Here is an 18,688-nt window from a genome sequence, read left to right on the forward strand (position 1 = left end):
GTTTTTGATTTTCTTGAACTGTTTTAAAACCAAAATGAAATTTTTTAAGATTCGCTTATGTAAGAACTTCATTTTAATTTCGTGACAGCTCCTACCATTTCAAACAAAAGTCCCCCTTTTCTTACACCGTAGTGCACAGGGAAAAGGGGGGAATCAATCTGACTTAGTGCTTATTGTTTTGTAGCTTTTTTGATTGTTTCGTTAGCTTTTTCAGTGAAGGCTTTCAAAGCATCCGCTGGTTTTTCGTCACCATTTGATACAGATTGCAACATTGGGAACCAAAGTGTTCTCATTTCAGCAAATCCATCGATAGTGTTGTAGTATGGTGAGTAGTATTTAGTCCAGCCACTGATTGTTTCCATACGTTTGTCTTCATAAAGTTTGCCAAATGAAGTACGAACTGGGAAGGCACCTGTACGAACTACGTCTTTAGGACCCCATTCTTTGTCATCTGCGATAAATTGAACGAATTTCTTAGCAGCTGCGACTTTCTTATCGTCTTTGTTATTAAATACTGCAAATCCGTTTACAAGGTATTCAAGAGATGGTTTGCCAGAGTCTGATGGGAATGGTACTTCTACCACGTCTACCTTACTTGCTTCCAAGAGTTTCGCTTGGATACCGTTTTGAGCTGGCGCCCAAAGGATTGTGTATGAAGTTTGACCATTGGCAAAGTTTTGGATGTCTGCTCCACCGTCAAATTGTGAACCATTGTTCAATAAACCGTCTTTAATCCAGCTAGCAGCTTTTTCAAGACCTTTGACGAATTTAGGATCGTCTGTTGTATATTTGGTTACGTCTTTGTCTGTTACAGAACCGCCATAAAGGTTTGCAACGAAGGCACGTGTTCCTTGGTCTCCCCCTTGACCAGAACTGAACAATGAACCTGGCGTATATCCTTTATTTTTAAGCGCTTTCAAAACTTTTTCAAAGTCATCAGTTGTCCAACCTTCTTTTACAAGGTTTGCAACTCCAGCATCTTCCAACATTTTCTTGTTCATAGCCATGTAGAATGGAGCTGAACTGATTGGATACATGTAAGCTTTGTCTCCAGCCTTACTTGCTTGTACGATGTTTTCGTTGTTGACATCTTTGACGAATTCGTCTGTGAAGAGGTCGTTCAACTCTGCCAATTTACCATTTTTACCGTATTGGATGATACGTCCTGGTGCGTCAAAGAGTACGTCTGGCGCTGTTCCTGCTTCGATGGCTGTTGTAATCTTTTCAGGACCTGACTTGAAGTCGATGGTTTCCAATTTCACTTTTACATCTGGATTTGCTTTTTCAAAAGCTTCGATGATTGATTTTTCATAAGTTCCGACACCGTCACCCGTTTTTTCTTGTGTGAAGACTGGGAACGCCCACCAAGTGATTTCTGTTTTTCCGCTATCGCTACTAGAGCTTCCAGCATCTTTACTTCCACCAGAGTTACCACAAGCCGCAAGGCCAAGAATCGCAGCACCCGCAAGTACTGTACAAGCTAGTTTTCTAAATTTCATTTGTATTCTCCTAATTGATAAGCGTATCCATATTGGATAATGAGTTCTTTATATTTGTATGCGTTTTCATTTTCTCCGACACATCGACCACTCTCCTCTTTTTTTGAGATTGTGTTATTTAAGACCGGCAACAAAGCGTTCCGTAATCTCTTTTGGTCTAGTAATCGCACCACCAACAACGATACCCCGCACCCCATATTCAAGGATTTGCTTAGCTTGTTCTGGTGTATGAATCTTCCCTTCAGCGATGACATCCACGCCGGCATCGCAGAGTTTTTTGATCAGTTCAAAGTCTGGACCATCTACCTTAGGACTATAAGAGGTATAACCTGATAGGGTTGTTCCAACAAAATCAATCCCTGCTTCGACCGCTGCTATTCCTTCTTCAAAGGTACTGGTATCAGCCATTAAGAGTTGATGCGGATATTTTTCTTTGACTTGTCGGATAAAGTCCTGAATTTCCAAACCGTCGTAACGTTCACGTTTGGTACAATCGAGAGCAATGACCTCAATATCTAGTTCAGCCAGTTCATCAACTTCTCTCATCGTAGCTGTAATGAATGGCTCCTGTGGCGGATAGTCACGTTTGATAATCCCGATAATCGGGAGTTTCGTAACCTCCTTAATCTCCTTGATATCACGAACACTGTTTGCTCGGATACCGACTGCTCCACCTTGCTCAGCCGCTTTGACTAGCAAGGGAATGACTCCTCCCGCTTCTGTATAAAGCGGTTCGTGAGGAAGTGCCTGGCAAGAGACAATGATTCCACCTTTAATTTGTTCAATCAAGGCTTCTTTGCTAATCTGTGTCATCCTCTTTCCTCCCTTTCTTGTTCTTATGGGCTTATTATATATCATTTGTTAAGCGCTTTCAATAGCTTGTGGTAGAATAGATTTCAGTTTCAAAACTATTTTATAGAACAGACTATCCTGAAAGTAGTTTCAGACCTCTTATGATTTCGAATCAACCTGAATGTCGCCAAAAAAGATAGCAGGCTTGAAAACCTGCTATCTCTTCTGAGACCTACTCAAATAGCTCTTGCTTATTATTCTTTTCTCTTTTTTCCAAATGCAAAGAGTGATAAGAGGGCGCCCGCAAGGCCAAGGGAAATTAGTGAGCTTGTTTCCTTGCTTCCTGTATTTGGAAGTTCATCTTGTTTAGCCGCTGGCGCTTGATAGGTCACATCTTGACCTAGAGACAGTTTGTTATCTGCAGCTGCTAATACTAGATTGGTGTCACCCTTGTACTCTGGCACTTCATGGACTGCTGCCTCAACAGCGTTGACTCCACCCGTAAACTCTGGTTTTTCTACTGTTGGAGCTGGTTCTTCACCTACTGTTGCCAATGGTCCAGTGTACTCTGGAACCTCATGGATAGCAGCTTCACTGCCATTAATACCATCGCTTAGTTTAGACCCAGCTAAAGAAACTGGTAAATTGTGCATGCTTTCAATCGCACCCTCAGCTAGACCCGTAATCCTTTGTCCCATATCCTCTGGATCTATTGTGAATAGGAGAGTTTTTGTATCGTACTGGGTCATAAAGGTTGCTGTCTTGCCATTTGCCAATTGAAGAGTCGGAGCCTTGTTTACCAATACTTCCGAATCGAACTCCATGGCAATGATGCCTGGCCATTTTTGGATAGCATATTTTACTTTTGCTTCTTTAGGAGAAATTCTGTCTTTGCTTAAGAAATCCCAGTTGAATTTCTTATAGGATAAAGTATAATCGTTTTGATTGCCATCCGCATGCTCATAAAGCAAACCATATTCGCCATTTCCGAGTTCTTGGAGTGAGTTGTAAGCAAACTTACCACTTTGTATAGGATTGTGTTTCAGCCATGTCAACTCACCATTCTCCTCAACACGAGCTAGGTGAACCAAACCATTATTGCGTCCAGGACCACCAGCATTGCTGAGTAGAATGTATTCATTTCCTTCATGCATGGTGTGAATTGCGGACATTTGAACATAAACGTCTTTTACTTGAGGATAACGTTTGATTTCTTTATCCCACGTTGCTCCCCCATCATGACTGGTCGCAACCTGAAGATCACCAGTCAACCCACGCATAAAGAGCTTGAGATCCCCATTATTCAACTGAACAACAGTTGACTCCGTATTTTGGGCGCCTGGATTATTCATGGTTGAGGAGTGAATGGTTTGATTGCCTACTGGACGGTTATCATTAACTGCTTCCCCTGCTTGCCATGTTTCTCCATGATCATCTGAATAAATTACACGAGATGATTGAGAACCACTTAAGTAGGAAACGTTGTTTGTTGTATAAACTGGAATCACCAGTCTTCCCTTATGAGGCCCAGTACGCAAGGCAATCCCCGTACCAGGTCCAGTTCCTAGGAAGTGCATCCAATCTTTCCGAATCCCATGTGTAATATCTTTTGGTGCAGACCAAGTCTTCCCATCGTCATCACTATAAGACATCCATAGGTAGTTGGTATTGGAAACTCTAAAAATATTCTTCTCGCTATACTCAAAATAAATATTTCCGATTAGCTCATTCCCTTTATACAAATCTCCCTTATCGCTGTAGGCTGGTTTTTTAGGGTCAACGACGACGCGATAATCTGTCTTTCTGTTTTGAGGGTCGAAAACCTCTCCGTTTTCTCGAATCGTATAGCGACCTGATTCTCCTTGCTTATATAAAACTTGATAAACTTTATCTCCCACTTGTTCATAAGCTTTCGGAGCTTGCCCTGGTAATGAAAATATTGCTTTACTCTCAAGGAACATGTCATAAATTGCAAAAATTCTCTTTGTTTCAGGGTCTTGCACCAAGGCCATATCAATATTGACTGGAGATGGCCAATCTGCATGTTTAGCGTGCTCATTGTCACGAGGATTTGAGATTACGATTCGGTCTCCCCATGTTTTCCCATTATCTGAGCTGCGACGAACAACCATCCCAATATCTCCCCAGTCAGAATGGTGCAAATGTCTTTCATCCGTTCCAGCAATCAGCGTTCCTTTATCCGTCTTGAGAAGAGCTGGGATACGATAACTCTTGATACCATCTTTATTTGGTTGATTGTTCCTACCACTTTCAAAGACATCTTCTTTCTCTGAGATTTTCGCGCCCTCAGGAAGTTTCTGTTCCAATTCACCTCTTTCAAATAATTGACTCCGTATTTGGACTTCATCTAGGCTTAAAGCACGATCATAAACGGTTAAGTTTCGTACTTGTAGGTTTGATGACCAAACTGTTTTATTGCTCCGTTTGGTTGCTCCAAGTTGAGCTTGATTAACATCTGGCATATCTTTGATGAAGTTACCGGATTTGAGACTTGTACGAGATAAGACACCGTTCACATAGAGACGAACTCGACCATGAGGTAACTCCGTTGTCGGTTGTTCGACAGTAAAGGTCACGGAATTCCATTGTCCAGGGCGAACTTTCAAAGGAGCATCTGTATACTTATCATAGAACTGCTCCCCGTTAGCGCCACGCCCTTCAATAAGAGCTGTATGATCAAGGACAGACATAGTAAAGTACTCATTTTCCTTGGTGTCACTGGATACAGAGAAGAGATTATAAAAGCGTGGAGCTGATGCATCTGGTTTGAACTCCATGTGAACTGTAGCATTTTTTAGTTGCTTTAGTTTATTTAGTTCACTTGATAAATCAACTCTCTGACCATTTGCTGCATTGGTTTCAACATCTTCTTTTTCAAGGACAGGATTGGCATTTTTTAAATCTCTTGAGTAATAGTCACGAGGAATAGCACCCTGATCCTCTGATTCCTCTTCCTTATTTGCTTCTTCTGCAGGAGTTTCCGTAGAGGATGGGGTTTCTGATTCTGCACTCTCATTTTTTTTCAAATGATCTTGGTCCACCTCAACGCCATCGTCTTGTGCTGCTGCCAATTTACCAGCCAAATCCTTATCCAAATGAGCAAGATCTCCCGAGGGCGCTTCTTTTGGCAATTCTGATAACCCTTGACCAGGTTCGACAGTTTCTGTATTGGCTCCTGCTGCATTGGCTTGCTCTTGAGCTAAGACAGGATTAGCTCCAAATACCACTGTACCAATCGCTACAGATGCCGCCCCAAATGCAAATTTTCGAATTCCGTATCGCTGTTTCTGATTTAAAGATTTGTAATTCATGTTTGTCCTTTCATTCTTCATAAAATAAAGCGCTTTCTTTTTCTTTAAAAATTTTTATTGTCCCCCAAGAGACAAGTTTTACCAAGAAAGTATCCAACTTAATGAGAGCTCTCAGTCCTCTCCCATTTTCTGCTGAGGCATTCTTTAATCACCCAGCAGCCTTTTTCCTCCTTTCACAAGTGACTTTTCCTTTATTATACAACAAAGTCTTATATTTATATCTGTGTTCCTACAGAATAGATTTTACTTTTAAGAATATTTTAATATTTTAAATTTTCTAAAAGTACTTTCAGGTTTTGGACATAAAAAAGAGAGCTACTGCCCTCTCTCATTCATTATCTTACGTAATTAAAAGGAATCTCACTGCCACAGAGCCAGTTATAAACTTGGTCATTGACAAAAACATTCATGACTTCGTGAGCATACTCAGGCATGATGCGATAGGCCTTGTCGCAAGTTAGACGGTTGTAAATAGCAAACTGGGTAATAGGATAGTAGACATCGTCATCCAAGCCCGTAATCATCTTGACCTCACCTTGAATGCGATGGGCAAGATTTTTCACATCGATATAAGCAAGGGTCGCCATGATGTCTTCCTCAGTTTCATGGAAGGGATCGTGGGATTTGAAATATCGGAAGAGTTCATCATAGGCTTCACTGGTATTGCCAATCTCAAGCACTCGTCTAAAGTCTGACAAGAAGGGATAGATGGCAACTGTTCGCTGAATCCGAGGATTGAGAGCAGCTGCAACCAAAGCTAAAGCCCCTCCTTGTGAGGCACCATAGCTACAAAGTCTTTCCTCATCCACCTGAGGTAGACTAGCAACAATTTCAACCAACTGGTAAATATCCAGATAGACATCCTTATAAAAGAGATGTTCCCGACCTTCCACAGCACCACGGATGATATGTCCCTTCACCGTATTTCCTAGTGAAGAGTGCGAGCCGTCTTGCGAATAGCCCGACTGGCCTCGAACGTCCATAGAAACAACGCCGTAACCAGCCACAGTATAGGCCAGCATATCAGCCCAGTCCCAGCCACGTCCCATATAACCATGGAAATGGAAGATTAACGGAACTTTCTCCTCACTCTTTGGAAGGACGACGCGTGCGTAGACCTTGCCTTCATTGGTTCCTTCAAAAGTAAGTTCATAGCACTTGACTTGGGGAATATGGGAATCTCTTTCCTCCAACTGGTAGGCTGGAAGTGTGGATACTTTTTTGACTTCCTCATCCCAGAAAGCATCAAAATCTTCTGGAACTTCATCCCGTCCTAGATAGGTCTTGATTTCTTCTAACAAAGCTGGATTTTTCATAGCATGCTCCTTTCGATTTGTAATCGCTATCACAACTGTAGCATATCTAGGAAAGCAATGCAAGAAAGAATGCTAAATAGAAAGTGATTTTAGATTCTCTTTCCTCAAACCTATCGTCTGAAAGTAGTTTTAAAAATAAAAAGAGCGTTTCCGCTCTCTGTGTATCAATAGGTGCTAGCTCCTTTCTCTAGTTCGACGGTTTGGAATTTCTTTTGGTAGGTTACTTTAATTGTCATGTGAGAGTCCTCGTTTCTTTTTGATGACTCTAGTATAAGATCCAAACCTAAAAGCTAGCTTAAGTTTTCCTTAGAGAAAGCTTATACTCAATGAAAATCAAAGAGCAAACTAGGAAACTAGCCGCAGGCTGTACTTGAGTACGGCAAGGCGACGTTGAAGTGGTTTGAATTTGATTTTCGAAGAGTATTTAATCTAGATGTTCTTTCTTTTCTAGATGGAGAGCAATCATGCGCCATTCTGGATCCTCTTTCCAACCTTCCATAGAACTAATGTAGCTGGCAACCTTTCTGGCTTCTTCTAAAATAGGAAAATCTTCGATAATATCCGCCACTTGAAACTCTGGAAGTCCTGACTGTCTAGTTCCAAAAATCTCACCAGAACCACGCATTTTCAAATCTTCCTCCGCAAGGACAAATCCATTAGTCGTTTCTGTCATGATGCGCATGCGATCCTTCCCAGAGTCCGTCTTGGGATTAGCCACAAGAACAGCATAGGACTGCTTGTCCCCCCGACCAACACGACCTCTGAGCTGGTGAAGCTGACTGAGACCGAACCGGTCGGCATCCATGATAATCATGACGGTCGCATTAGGGACATTAACTCCAACCTCGATAACAGTTGTCGAAACTAGAATATCCGTTTTTCGCTCTTTGAACTCTTGCATGATCTGGTCTTTTTCGTCACTCTTCATCTTACCATGTAGAAGAGCCACTTCGGCCTTACCTGCAAAATGAGCTGTCAACTCTTCTGATAAGGCAATGGCGTTTTTCAAGTCCAGAGCTTCAGATTCTTCGATCAAAGGAGAGATGACATAGGCTTGAGAACCTTTTTGGATTTCCCCCTCTAACCAAGTCAAGACCTGAGGCAGCTGCTCATGCTTAATCCAGCGAGTTACAATAGGCTTCCGCCCTGCTGGCATCTGGTCAATAATAGAAACATCCATATCGCCAAAGGCTGTGATAGCCAAGGTTCGTGGAATGGGCGTCGCCGTCATCATGAGAACGTCAGGATTGTCCCCTTTTTCCCGCAGAACACGCCTTTGCCCCACACCAAAACGGTGCTGCTCATCAATGATAATCAAGCCTAGGCGAGCATAATCCACCCCATCCTGAATCAAAGCATGAGTCCCGATAATCAAATCAGCCTCACCCTTGGCAATGGTCTCCAAGACTGCTCTCTTTTCTACAGCTTTTAAGGAACCTGTCAAGAGAGCGAGTTTCAAGTCTGGAAAAAGGTTCTGTAAACTCTCAAAGTGTTGCTCTGCTAGGATTTCTGTTGGCACCATGAGAGCTGCCTGGTAGCCAGCCGTCACCGCCGCAAACATGGCCAAACCAGTAACCACCGTTTTTCCGCTCCCTACATCCCCTTGTAGGAGACGATTCATGTGGTGGTCCGACTTCATGTCTGTCAATATTTCCCGCAAACTCTTTTCTTGAGCTTGGGTCAGGGCAAAAGGCAGATTTTCTTTAACGGCTATCACTTTTTCCTGAGACCAATTCAGAACCAGACCGCTTCCCTGAACTCTATTTTCAGACTTGAGCGTCTGCAACTGCATTTGGAAGTAAAAGAGTTCCTCAAACTTGATACGGCGAAGAGCCTGCTTATATTCTGCCAAATCCTTAGGAAAATGCATAGCGCGAACAGCATGGCAACGGGACATGAGTTTGTATTTATCAAGTAAAGACTGGGGAAGATTTTCCTCTATCAAGAGGTCCAACCCCTGATCAAAGGCTGTCTTAATGACCTTAACCAGACTGGCCTGACTGATTCCCTGAGCCAGACGATAGACCGGCTGGAGGTCATCTTCCACTTGAGCTAGAACCTTCATCCCAGTCAAACTGGCCTTGGCACGGTCCCATTTTCCAAAGACAGCAAGAGTTGCTCCCAATTCTATCTTATCAGCCAGATAGGGTTGGTTAAAAAAATTCACCGCAAAAACGACTTCTCCCTGCTTGAGGCTAAAACGCAGGCGATTGCGCTTGAAACCATAATACTGAACACTAGCTGGAGTCACTACCTGACCAGATAGAACCGCCTTTTCCCCGTCTTCCAATTCCAGGACCTGCTTGGTTTTGAAATCTTCATAACGGAAAGGAAAGTAGAGCAAGAGGTCTTGCAAGTTTTCAATTCCTAGTTTGGCGTATTTCTCTGCTGACTTTGGTCCCACACCAGGCAAGACATGCAAGGGTTGGTGTAGATTCATGCTCTACTCCTTTCTTTTTAATAATATTCTCTCGGAATGCGGTCGCTGAGGAGGCAAACCACCTCATAGTTAATGGTTCCACGGTAGGTCGCTACCTGAGTTGCTGTGATTTCCTGGTCACCATCGGAACCAATTAAGGTGACTTTTGTTCCTAGCGGGTAAACCTTAGGCAAACGAATGGTGATTTGGTCCATAGAAACCCGTCCAACGATTGGGCAAGCTTCTCCATCTACCAAGACAGTGAAATTTTGCATGACTCGTGTCCAACCATCCGCATAGCCGATTGGCACGGTCGCAATGACTTGCTCACTATCCGCTTGATAGGTGGCTCCATAGCCCATGCAAGCTCCAGCTGGAACTGTCTTAACATGAACAAGGGCAGACTCCAAGGTCAAGGCTGGTTTCAAATCATAGGGCAAGTCCAAGACATCTCCACTTGGGTTGAGACCAAACATGGCATCTCCCATACGGACTGCATTGAAAATAGTCTCTGCATGCCAGAGAGTCGTTGCCGAGTTGCTGGCATGAACCAGCTCTGGAACTTCCTTCATACTTGCCAAAATAGCTTTAAAGCATTCTAACTGCTGATTAAAGTAGGTATCTGATTCCTCATCTGCAGTCGCAAAGTGGGTAAAAATTCCCTCAACATGCGTACCGTGTTGTTGGAGAAAGTCTTGAGCCATATCAGCTTCACTGGCCTCTCTAAAACCAATCCTTCCCATTCCTGAATCAATCTTGAGATGGACAGTCAAGCCAGATAAATCTGTCTCCCTAGCTAAGAGTCCTTGAATCCACTCCAATCCTGCCACTGTCAAGGTGATATCGTATTCTTTAGCAAGAGAAACAGCTTCGATTTCAGAAACTCCTAAGATAAGGATTTTCTTGCTGAGTCCAGCCTGACGAAGTTCGATGGCTTCATCAATATTGGAAACACAAAATCCATCAACATCGTCCTGAATCGCCATCGCAACGGCAATAGCTCCATGCCCATAAGCATTGGCCTTGACCACTGCCCACTTGAGCGTTCCTTCAGGGATATGAGCCTCCATTTGCTGAATATTTTGTCGAATAGCTCCCAGAAATATCAGAGCCTTGGTTGGTCTATGTGGACTAGCTTTCATGATTTTCCTCCAAAATGACACTGGCTGTCACAAACTGATCTGTATGGCTGATTGACAGCCAAATTTTTCCTGAAAATGGTGCTTGACTAAAATAGGGAGCCCCTCGTTCATTGTTCAAAACTTCCAAATCCTGAAAGGTCAGTTTACCAATTCCTGTTCCCATAGCCTTGGAAAAGGCCTCCTTAGCCGACCAGCGACCAGCCAAGTATTCGATCTGCCTGCGCCCTTTGAGACTAGCAAAACGCCCCATTTCTTTAGAGGTCAGCACGCGCTTAGCAAAGCCCTCACGTCGTGTAACTGCGTTTTCTATCGAAGCCAATTCTTCGATGTCAATTCCGTGTCCAACTATCATACTCATAAAAGGAGCTGAGATTCCTCCAACTCCATCCTTTTCACTTATTTTGTTAAGGTAGTATAAATTTCTTCTACCAAAGCTACTGTATTTTCCCATCCTAGACAAGGGTCGGTAATGGAGCAACCAAAGACTTCTGGTTGGTTTTGACGACCATCTGCTAGGTAAGATTCGATCATAAAGCCTCGAACCGTCTTTTTAATCTTTTCATTCCAATCACGATTCAGCAAGGCTTGACGAACAATGCGAATTTGTTCCATATACTGCTTGCCAGAATTGTCATGATTGGTATCGATGATAATGAAGGGATTTTCAAGTCCCATAGTCTCATAGCGATTGATGGCATTTAAGAGTGTTTCATAGTAGAAATTGGGTTCATTTTTACCATATTCGTTCATGGCGCCACGAAGGATAACGTGGGCCAAAGGATTTCCTGAAGTTTCCACTTCTTGGCCATGGTAAAGGAAGGTTTGCTTGTTTTGAGCCGCATAGATAGCATTAAACATGACCACAAGATTTCCAGATGTTGGATTTTTCATCCCAACCGGAGCATCAATCCCAGAGGCTACAAAGCGGTGTTCTTGGTCTTCCACTGAACGAGCCCCTACAGCATGGTAGCTGACCAGATCATCAACCAAAACGAGATTTGACGGATAAAGCATCTCATCAGCTGTTGTCAATCCAGTTTCGGTAACCACTCGGTAGTGTAGCTGACGAACAGCCTGCAAACCATTGATGAGACTAGGCGCTTCGCTGGTATTTGGTTGATGAATCATGCCCTTATAGCCATCTCCATTGGTACGAGGTTTAGCCGTATAGACACGCATCACGATAAAGATTTTATCCACAACTTTTTTCTGCAAGTCTGCTAAGCGACGAGCATATTCAAGCACTGCTTCTTCATTGTCAGAAGAGCAAGGCCCCATCACCAAAAGGATTCGGTCGTCTTCACCCGAGATGATGGCTGCCAACTCTCTATCGCGGGCTTCTTTTTTTCGCAAGGCTTCAGGTGACAACTGGGTCGCTGCCTTGATTGCTTCAATATCAATTTCTTGACCTTTTTCGATAAATGCCATCTTACTCTCCTAGCGTTTGGTAAATTTCGCGAACAAGTGCTTCTGTGTTGTCCCATCCGAGACACGGATCTGTAATGGACTTACCAAAAACTTCTGGCTCATTTTGACGTCCATCTTCCAGATAGGATTCAATCATAAAACCACGAACATATTTTTTGATTTTCTCATTCCAGTCACGGTTAATCAAGGTCTGACGAACGATACGGATTTGATCCATGTATTGCTTACCTGAATTGTCATGATTGGTATCGATGATGATAAAGGGATTTTCCAAGCCCATCTTTTCATACTGATCAATGGTATCCATCAAATTGTCATAGTAGTAGTTGGGAACATTTTTCCCGTATTCATTCAAGGCGCCACGAAGAATGGCGTGGGACAATGGATTCCCAGTTGTTTCCACCTCTTTACCGAGGAAAAGGAAACTCTGTTTATTTTGCGCTGCATAAATCCCATTAAACATAACATTGAGATTTCCAGATGTTGGATTTTTAAATCCTGTTGAAAAGTCTGCTCCACTCGCTACAAAACGGTGCTGTTGATCCTCTACAGAACGAGCTCCAACAGCCATATAAGAAATCAAATCATCCACCAACGGAAGATTTTCAGGATAAAGCATCTCATCAGCTGTTGTCATACCCGTCTCAGTAATCACACGGTAGTGGAGCTGGCGAACAGCCTTGATCCCATTGATCAAGCTAGGAGCTTCTGTCGCATTTGGTTGATGAATCAAGCCTTTATAGCCATCTCCATTGGTACGAGGTTTAGCTGTATAGACACGCATGACCATAAAAATACGGTCTTTGACCTCTTCTTGCAAAGCAGATAGACGCTTGGCATACTCGAGAACCGCATCTTCATTATCAGATGAACATGGTCCAATCACCAAGAGAATACGCTGGTCTTCCCCACGAATGATGGCTTCCAATTCCTGATCACGTTGATTTTTTCTCGCAAGAGCCGCTCCCTCTAATTTAGACAAGGCGCGAACTTCTTCAATGTTAATTTTAGGACTTTTAGCTTTAAATACCATGATTCATCTCCTTATAAAGCAAACGGACACCAAGCAAAAAATGATTTTTACCAGGTATCCGCCTGTATCTTATCTCATATTATTGTCTCTTACCATGACAGTTCTTGAATTTCTTACCTGATCCACATGGGCATTGGTCGTTTCGTCCGATTTGGCTCAAGTCCAAATCTTCTGGAAGGCTTGCCTGCTGCGCTGCGATATTACGAGTCGCAGTTGTACTGATATTGTGTTCAACTTGCGGACGTTCTTGTTCATGGATTTGTGCTTTCATCATCAAGCGGGTCACATCGAATTCAATCGATCCAATCATGTCGTTAAACATTCGGAAACCTTCTGCTTGATATTCTACAACAGGGTTATTTTGGGCATATCCACGAAGACCAACAGCATTTCGCAACTGGTCAAGAGCATCGATATGGTCTGTCCACTTGTTGTCTACAACACGTAGAATCAAGACTTTTTGGAATTCTTTCACTGCATCTTCGTCACGAAGCTTAGCAACTTGGCTGTCATAGACTTTCAAGGTACGTTGGAAAAGTTCATCTTTGATAGCTTGGTCTGACAGACCTGCAAGATCTGAACGGCTAATTGAATCTTCTGGAAGCAAGTTATACTTAGCAAAGTTCAAGATTGCTTCCAATTTTTCATCTTCCTTAGAACGTGCATGTGCATCCACGATACGTCCAATGGTACGACGAATCATAGCATGGATTTCTGGTGCCAAGTCACGATCTGCAGTAATGACATCATAACGTTGTGCATAGATAATCTCACGTTGTTCACGCATAACATCATCGTATTGAAGGACTTGTTTACGAGTGTCGTAGTTGTTTCCTTCGACACGTTTTTGAGCTGCTTCAACTTGACGCGTTAACATGCGAGATTCGATAGCTTCGTCAGACATATTGAGTCGTTCAAAGACACCTTTCAAACGTTCTGAACCGAAACGTTTCATCAAATCATCTTCAAGAGACAAGTAGAATTGTGACTCACCTGGGTCTCCTTGACGTCCTGAACGTCCACGAAGCTGATTATCAATACGGCGACTTTCGTGACGCTCTGTACCGATAACACAAAGTCCACCAAGCTCACGAACCCCTTCACCAAGTTTAATGTCGGTACCACGACCGGCCATGTTGGTTGCGATAGTAACCGCGCCACGTTGACCAGCGTTCATGATGATTTGCGCTTCTCTATAGTGGTTCTTCGCATTCAAGACTTCGTGAGGAACACCTGCAGCAACCAATTTCTTAGAAAGGAAGTCACTCGTTTCAACGGCAACTGTGCCTACCAAGACCGGCTGACCTTTTTGGTAACGAGCTTTTACATCTTCAACTACAGCCTTAAATTTCGCATCAAGACTTGCATAGAGAAGGTCTGAGTGGTCGATACGTTGAATTGGACGGTTGGTTGGGATTGGGATAACACGAATGTTGTAAATTTCGCGGAATTCTTCTTCTTCTGTTTTACCAGTACCTGTCATACCTGCCAATTTCTTATACATACGGAAGAGGTTTTGGTAGGTAATAGAAGCTGAAGTCTTTGTCTCGTCTTGGATTGGCACACCTTCTTTTGCTTCAATCGCTTGGTGTAAACCATCAGAGTAACGACGACCTTCCATGGTACGACCTGTAAATTGGTCGACAATCAAGATTTCCTGCTCTTCACTAACCACATAGTCGATATCGAGAATCATGATATAGTTAGCACGGAGGGCATTGTCAATAAAGTGAGTAAGAGCTACATTTTCAATGTCGTAGAGATTTTCTAGTTTGAAGTAGCTTTCAGCCTTGTCAATACCAGAGTCTGACAAACCGATCGTCTTAGACTGAACGTCAATGATATAGTCATCCTTGTCCAAGGATTTCACGAAGTGGTCCGCCATATGGTAGAGTTGACTTGTTTCAACTGCATTGGCACCTGAAACGATCAATGGTGTACGAGCTTCGTCGATCAAAATAGAGTCAACCTCATCGACCAAGGCATAATTGAGTGGACGTTGCACCATGTTTTCTGCACGAACGACCATGTTGTCACGAAGGTAGTCGAAACCAATCTCTGAATTGGTTGAGTAGGTAATATCGCAAAGGTAAGCCTCTTTTTTCTCCATTGGAGATTTGGCTGCCAAGTTGATCCCTACTGACAGACCGAGCCATGAGTACAACTCACCCATTTCAGTCGCGTCACGTTCTGTTAGGTATTCATTGACTGTGACTACGTGAACCCCTTTGCCTGCAAGGGCATTGAGGTACACTGGCATAGTCGCTGTCAAGGTCTTCCCTTCACCGGTACGCATCTCTGGAACGTCACCATGGTGAAGAACAATCCCACCCATGACCTGAACCTTATAAGGGAAAAGCCCAAGGACACGTTTTGCAGCTTCGCGAACTACCGCAAAAGCCTCATATAGTAATGAATCAAGTGATTCACCCTTGTTGTATCGTTCTTTAAATTCGTCAGTTTTCGCTTTTAGTTCTTCGTCTGACATTGCAGCCATTTGGCTCTCATAGTTAAGAACCTTATCAGCCATCTTTTCCAGACGACGAAGCTCTCCTTTATCATTTTCAATAATCGTTTTTAAAATATTAGCCATGATTTTCCTTACTTTTTATTCTGAATATTTTAGAATGTTCTTTTAATTTTAGCACATTTACCATTATTTTTCAAGAAAGAATCCTTAATTTACAACGGAAAAGGCCAGCCAAAATTCAGCTTTTTTTGCATAAATCTTCTGTGGCTACCTTTTTGTTTTTTGTTCGTGATGCATGTTTGATAATCCAAGCACAACTTGGACTCAGCTCCTCCTTTTGCCAAGTTTGAAGTATCTTTTCAAACTTATCAGGTTCTTCCTTGTATAAATCATTTAAATTATTGGCTACACTTTTTTGAATGGATTTGTCTCTATCATCCTTTAGATTGGTCAGAATAGTAGTGAAATCCTCAAAATAATCCAATACCACGGTTTGTCTCTTAGCCCAAGGCAGACGGATACGCATACATTCGCTGGCAAGTCTACGAACGCGCAAATTTTCATCCCGACTCCATTCTAACAGCAAAGTCATTGTAGCCTTAGGATAGCGAGCCAGCAAAGGTCTCATAGAAAATTCTCCAGTAAATCGCTTAGTTAGTTCCTTACTAAAGGCCGCGCTCAATTCAAATTCCTTGTCTCCATATAGCTCTACATATTTGCCGATTGGCCAAAGCCAATATCCTTCTGAGAACATACCTAAACCACCCTCTAACTCAGGACCCAAAATTTTCTCAAAAACCTTGAGAGAGTCCTGATAAGATAAGGGAAGACATTCTTTGATACTTCTAGCCAAGAGTTCTTGACGCTGGCTAAACTCCAACTCTTCCAAGTCTTTTTCTAACAAGAGCCTAAACTTTTGTCCATCAAAGGCAACGGACGCTTCTTGTAACCTTCGGCTCAAATCCCTAGCATAAGCTAAGTCATAATAATCTTTTACTTTTTTAGCCATTTTTTAAATCCCTTAATCTTCTTTTTACAGGACTTATTATATCATACAGACAGCCCGTCAACAAAATTATTTTTATATCTCCAACTATTTTAATAAGGAAGAAAAAAGGACTAGAAGCTAGTCTAGTCCTTTTTTTTGTTAATGTTTAATTTCCCAAGAATACAGGCAGTATCCCAAAATACCAAAAGAGATTGATCCAGAAGGCCAAGCAAAAGATAATTTCAAAGATAAGAAGACTGATTTTTTTAATCAGCACAGAGTATAGGATGGATAAAACGCCAAAAACCACAAAGAGTTTTTTCATAACGAAATAATATACTGAAACTCCTCCTATTTGCCAATCCCAAGGAAGGAAAAACATGAGGAACCAGAGAAGGCAAATCGTAAGGATATATCTCTTGTAGTGCGCTTCAAGAAAGGCTTTTGTTTTCTCCATAGCAAACCTCCATTTGAGTCACTGTCTCTTCCCTTTTATTATACCAAAAAAACCTGGAAAAAGCTTTCCAGGTTCGGGTTTAAAATCACTAGTCATACTAGAGAAACTCCTTTATTCATAGGCTGATTCACTTTATTGACTTGATGAAGATGTTCCAAAATCGACCTTAGGAACTGTCTTGGCTTCTTCTGTTTCTTTAAAGGTTTCAGCTTCTTTAAAGTTCATCATATTCGCAAAAAGCACGGTTGGAAAACTTCTCAACTTTTGATTGTACTCGGCTGCGACTTTATTATAATCCTTGCGTGCTACAAAGATACGATTTTCACTGCCTGAAAGTTCGACCATTAGTTGCTCAACATTTTGATTGCTCTTGAGTTCTGGATAATTCTCCGTCAAGGAAATCAAGCGGGAAAGAGCTGAGCTCAACTCTCCCTGAGCCTTTTGGTTTTCTTCCGATGTCACTGAGCTACTACCGATTTTAGCTCTAGCATCCGTAATCTTGGTAAAGACTTCGGTTTCATGATTCATTTGTCCTTTAACGGACTCCACCAAGTTACCAATCAAGTCCGAACGACGTTGGAGGGCTGTCGAGACATCGGCCTGAGCCTGCTCCACTTTAGTCTGTTCACCAACTAGACCATTATAGGTCGTCACTGAGGAACAACTTCCCAGAACTAGTAGTCCAAAGAAAATCGCCACTATTGAGAGAATTACTTTATTTTGTTTCATATCAAAACCTTAACACTTTCTTTTATCAACTTTTCTGAGAAAATACTCAGATTTTAAATCAATTTCCCAAACTTTGTTTTTATTTTTAATTAAGGAGTGAACTCTTGCAAAGGAATCACCTTACTGTATGGAGAAATCGGTTTGAGCAATATATGGTCACTCACCAGTCATCAGACGAACCACCGCCATCAAAGCCACCGCCGTCCCAGCCTCCAGATGAGTCGGAGCCTGAGTCAGACCAAGAGGATCCTGAATCTGATGAGTCACTGCCCCACCAGCCACCGCCAGAATCATCGCCATGTGAACCGCCACCACGACCACCAAATAAAAATCCGATGATCATAACGATGAAGTAAATGAGAATTCCAAATCCGATAACTCCGTCACTCGAGCTGCTTTTTCGATGACGTCTCGAAGAACTACTCTCACCAGCATATCTTTCAAGTTCCCTTAAGCGACTAGAGTTGGTAGTATAGTCGTAACTACTTTTAGAACTTGAAGCAGTCGTACTCGATCCACTATAGAACATGTAGTTGAGATTATTGACTATTGAGAGAACACCCTTGTTATAGTCACCATTTTTAAAGTAAGGACGTGCTGTTGTCAAGAACCTGTGAGTCTGATAGTCTGTGATTTTACTGGCCACATTATTACTGGTTTCAATCCGTGATTTTCTATCTTGGACTGCTACCACAATCAAGACACCGTGATTGTCTCCCGAGTAGCCAATCTTCCATGTCCTAGCTGTTTCATTGGCCACAGTTTCAATTGTTTCTCCATTTAGGCTTTTCACAACGTAAACAGCCATCTGGAATTTTTCTGATTTTTTACTATTGACATTATTCAATTCTCGAATTTGACTTATAGTCCCATCCGTTAGATAGTGATCCGGGTCATAGATCCCGTACTCAGGTTTTTCAGGTGCTGTGAATGCTGACAAGAAGAGAAAGACCATCAGCAACCCAAGCAAGCGAACCAACAAACTATGTTTAAATAATCTGCTTTTTTTCATAATAACCTCCCTGATAAAGGAAAATTGATTTAAGGAATTATAGCATTTTGATTTTTACAAAAAAAGTGCAT

General features: G+C 42.3%; 14 protein-coding genes. All 14 read right to left on the reverse strand.

Annotated elements, in window-relative coordinates:
* Positions 1–170 precede the first annotated feature (170 nt).
* Entirely contained in the window at positions 171–1,499 is a 1,329-nt protein-coding gene (locus Q4A91_RS01275; RefSeq protein WP_303204244.1) for an extracellular solute-binding protein, read from the reverse strand.
* 114 nt (positions 1,500–1,613) lie between these two features.
* The gene (locus tag Q4A91_RS01280) at positions 1,614–2,312 is read right to left on the reverse strand and encodes an N-acetylmannosamine-6-phosphate 2-epimerase (protein ID WP_303204245.1); all 699 of its coding nucleotides are present in this window, start codon (positions 2,310–2,312) and stop codon (positions 1,614–1,616) included.
* A 233-nt stretch (positions 2,313–2,545) separates the two neighbouring features.
* Positions 2,546–5,623 carry an SIALI-17 repeat-containing surface protein gene (locus tag Q4A91_RS01285; protein WP_303204246.1) on the reverse strand — a complete coding sequence of 1,026 codons (3,078 nt, stop codon included), beginning with the start codon at positions 5,621–5,623 and terminating at the stop codon, positions 2,546–2,548.
* A 335-nt stretch (positions 5,624–5,958) separates the two neighbouring features.
* On the reverse strand, positions 5,959–6,939 hold the full coding sequence (locus Q4A91_RS01290; protein ID WP_303204247.1) for an acetylxylan esterase: 981 nt from the start codon (positions 6,937–6,939) through the stop codon (positions 5,959–5,961).
* A 424-nt stretch (positions 6,940–7,363) separates the two neighbouring features.
* The gene (gene recG, locus Q4A91_RS01295; RefSeq protein ID WP_303204248.1) at positions 7,364–9,379 is read right to left on the reverse strand and encodes an ATP-dependent DNA helicase RecG; all 2,016 of its coding nucleotides are present in this window, start codon (positions 9,377–9,379) and stop codon (positions 7,364–7,366) included.
* A gap of 17 nt (positions 9,380–9,396) precedes the next feature.
* Positions 9,397–10,500 (reverse strand): alanine racemase, encoded by a 1,104-nt coding sequence (gene alr / locus Q4A91_RS01300; protein ID WP_303204249.1) that lies wholly within the window; start codon positions 10,498–10,500, stop codon positions 9,397–9,399.
* Positions 10,490–10,852 carry a holo-ACP synthase gene (gene acpS, locus Q4A91_RS01305; RefSeq protein ID WP_303204277.1) on the reverse strand — a complete coding sequence of 121 codons (363 nt, stop codon included), beginning with the start codon at positions 10,850–10,852 and terminating at the stop codon, positions 10,490–10,492. Before acpS ends, alr begins: the two co-directional genes overlap by 11 nt.
* 44 nt (positions 10,853–10,896) lie before the next feature.
* Positions 10,897–11,928: a 3-deoxy-7-phosphoheptulonate synthase gene (locus Q4A91_RS01310; protein WP_303204250.1), complete on the reverse strand. Its 1,032-nt coding sequence runs from the start codon at positions 11,926–11,928 to the stop codon at positions 10,897–10,899.
* Position 11,929: 1 nt separating this feature from the next.
* On the reverse strand, positions 11,930–12,961 hold the full coding sequence (locus tag Q4A91_RS01315) for a 3-deoxy-7-phosphoheptulonate synthase (RefSeq protein ID WP_303204251.1): 1,032 nt from the start codon (positions 12,959–12,961) through the stop codon (positions 11,930–11,932).
* Positions 12,962–13,040: 79 nt separating this feature from the next.
* Complete coding sequence (secA, locus tag Q4A91_RS01320) at positions 13,041–15,554, reverse strand: preprotein translocase subunit SecA (RefSeq protein WP_303204252.1); 2,514 nt, start codon at positions 15,552–15,554, stop codon at positions 13,041–13,043.
* A 115-nt stretch (positions 15,555–15,669) separates the two neighbouring features.
* Entirely contained in the window at positions 15,670–16,440 is a 771-nt protein-coding gene (locus tag Q4A91_RS01325; RefSeq protein WP_303204253.1) for a DNA alkylation repair protein, read from the reverse strand.
* Positions 16,441–16,585: 145 nt separating this feature from the next.
* Positions 16,586–16,876, reverse strand: coding sequence for a hypothetical protein (locus Q4A91_RS01330; protein ID WP_303204254.1), 291 nt, complete (start codon positions 16,874–16,876; stop codon positions 16,586–16,588).
* A gap of 132 nt (positions 16,877–17,008) precedes the next feature.
* On the reverse strand, positions 17,009–17,605 hold the full coding sequence (locus Q4A91_RS01335; protein ID WP_303204255.1) for a LemA family protein: 597 nt from the start codon (positions 17,603–17,605) through the stop codon (positions 17,009–17,011).
* 160 nt (positions 17,606–17,765) lie between these two features.
* A complete protein-coding gene (locus tag Q4A91_RS01340) occupies positions 17,766–18,617 on the reverse strand; it encodes a YgcG family protein (RefSeq protein WP_303204256.1) in 852 nt (283 codons plus the stop codon).
* Between the last annotated feature and the right edge of the window lie 71 nt (positions 18,618–18,688).

Origin of the sequence: Streptococcus sp., assembly GCF_030528045.1 — a bacterium.
Lineage (GTDB): Bacteria > Bacillota > Bacilli > Lactobacillales > Streptococcaceae > Streptococcus.

What these genes read in the sequence shown, in the direction of transcription:
- Q4A91_RS01275 (WP_303204244.1), bottom strand. Translation starts at nt 1,499, where the DNA reads ATGAAATTTAGAAAACTAGCTTGTACAGTACTTGCGGGTGCTGCGATT.
- Q4A91_RS01280 (WP_303204245.1), bottom strand. Translation starts at nt 2,312, where the DNA reads ATGACACAGATTAGCAAAGAAGCCTTGATTGAACAAATTAAAGGTGGA.
- Q4A91_RS01285 (WP_303204246.1), bottom strand. Translation starts at nt 5,623, where the DNA reads ATGAATTACAAATCTTTAAATCAGAAACAGCGATACGGAATTCGAAAA.
- Q4A91_RS01290 (WP_303204247.1), bottom strand. Translation starts at nt 6,939, where the DNA reads ATGAAAAATCCAGCTTTGTTAGAAGAAATCAAGACCTATCTAGGACGG.
- recG (WP_303204248.1), bottom strand. Translation starts at nt 9,379, where the DNA reads ATGAATCTACACCAACCCTTGCATGTCTTGCCTGGTGTGGGACCAAAG.
- alr (WP_303204249.1), bottom strand. Translation starts at nt 10,500, where the DNA reads ATGAAAGCTAGTCCACATAGACCAACCAAGGCTCTGATATTTCTGGGA.
- acpS (WP_303204277.1), bottom strand. Translation starts at nt 10,852, where the DNA reads ATGATAGTTGGACACGGAATTGACATCGAAGAATTGGCTTCGATAGAA.
- Q4A91_RS01310 (WP_303204250.1), bottom strand. Translation starts at nt 11,928, where the DNA reads ATGGCATTTATCGAAAAAGGTCAAGAAATTGATATTGAAGCAATCAAG.
- Q4A91_RS01315 (WP_303204251.1), bottom strand. Translation starts at nt 12,961, where the DNA reads ATGGTATTTAAAGCTAAAAGTCCTAAAATTAACATTGAAGAAGTTCGC.
- secA (WP_303204252.1), bottom strand. Translation starts at nt 15,554, where the DNA reads ATGGCTAATATTTTAAAAACGATTATTGAAAATGATAAAGGAGAGCTT.
- Q4A91_RS01325 (WP_303204253.1), bottom strand. Translation starts at nt 16,440, where the DNA reads ATGGCTAAAAAAGTAAAAGATTATTATGACTTAGCTTATGCTAGGGAT.
- Q4A91_RS01330 (WP_303204254.1), bottom strand. Translation starts at nt 16,876, where the DNA reads ATGGAGAAAACAAAAGCCTTTCTTGAAGCGCACTACAAGAGATATATC.
- Q4A91_RS01335 (WP_303204255.1), bottom strand. Translation starts at nt 17,605, where the DNA reads ATGAAACAAAATAAAGTAATTCTCTCAATAGTGGCGATTTTCTTTGGA.
- Q4A91_RS01340 (WP_303204256.1), bottom strand. Translation starts at nt 18,617, where the DNA reads ATGAAAAAAAGCAGATTATTTAAACATAGTTTGTTGGTTCGCTTGCTT.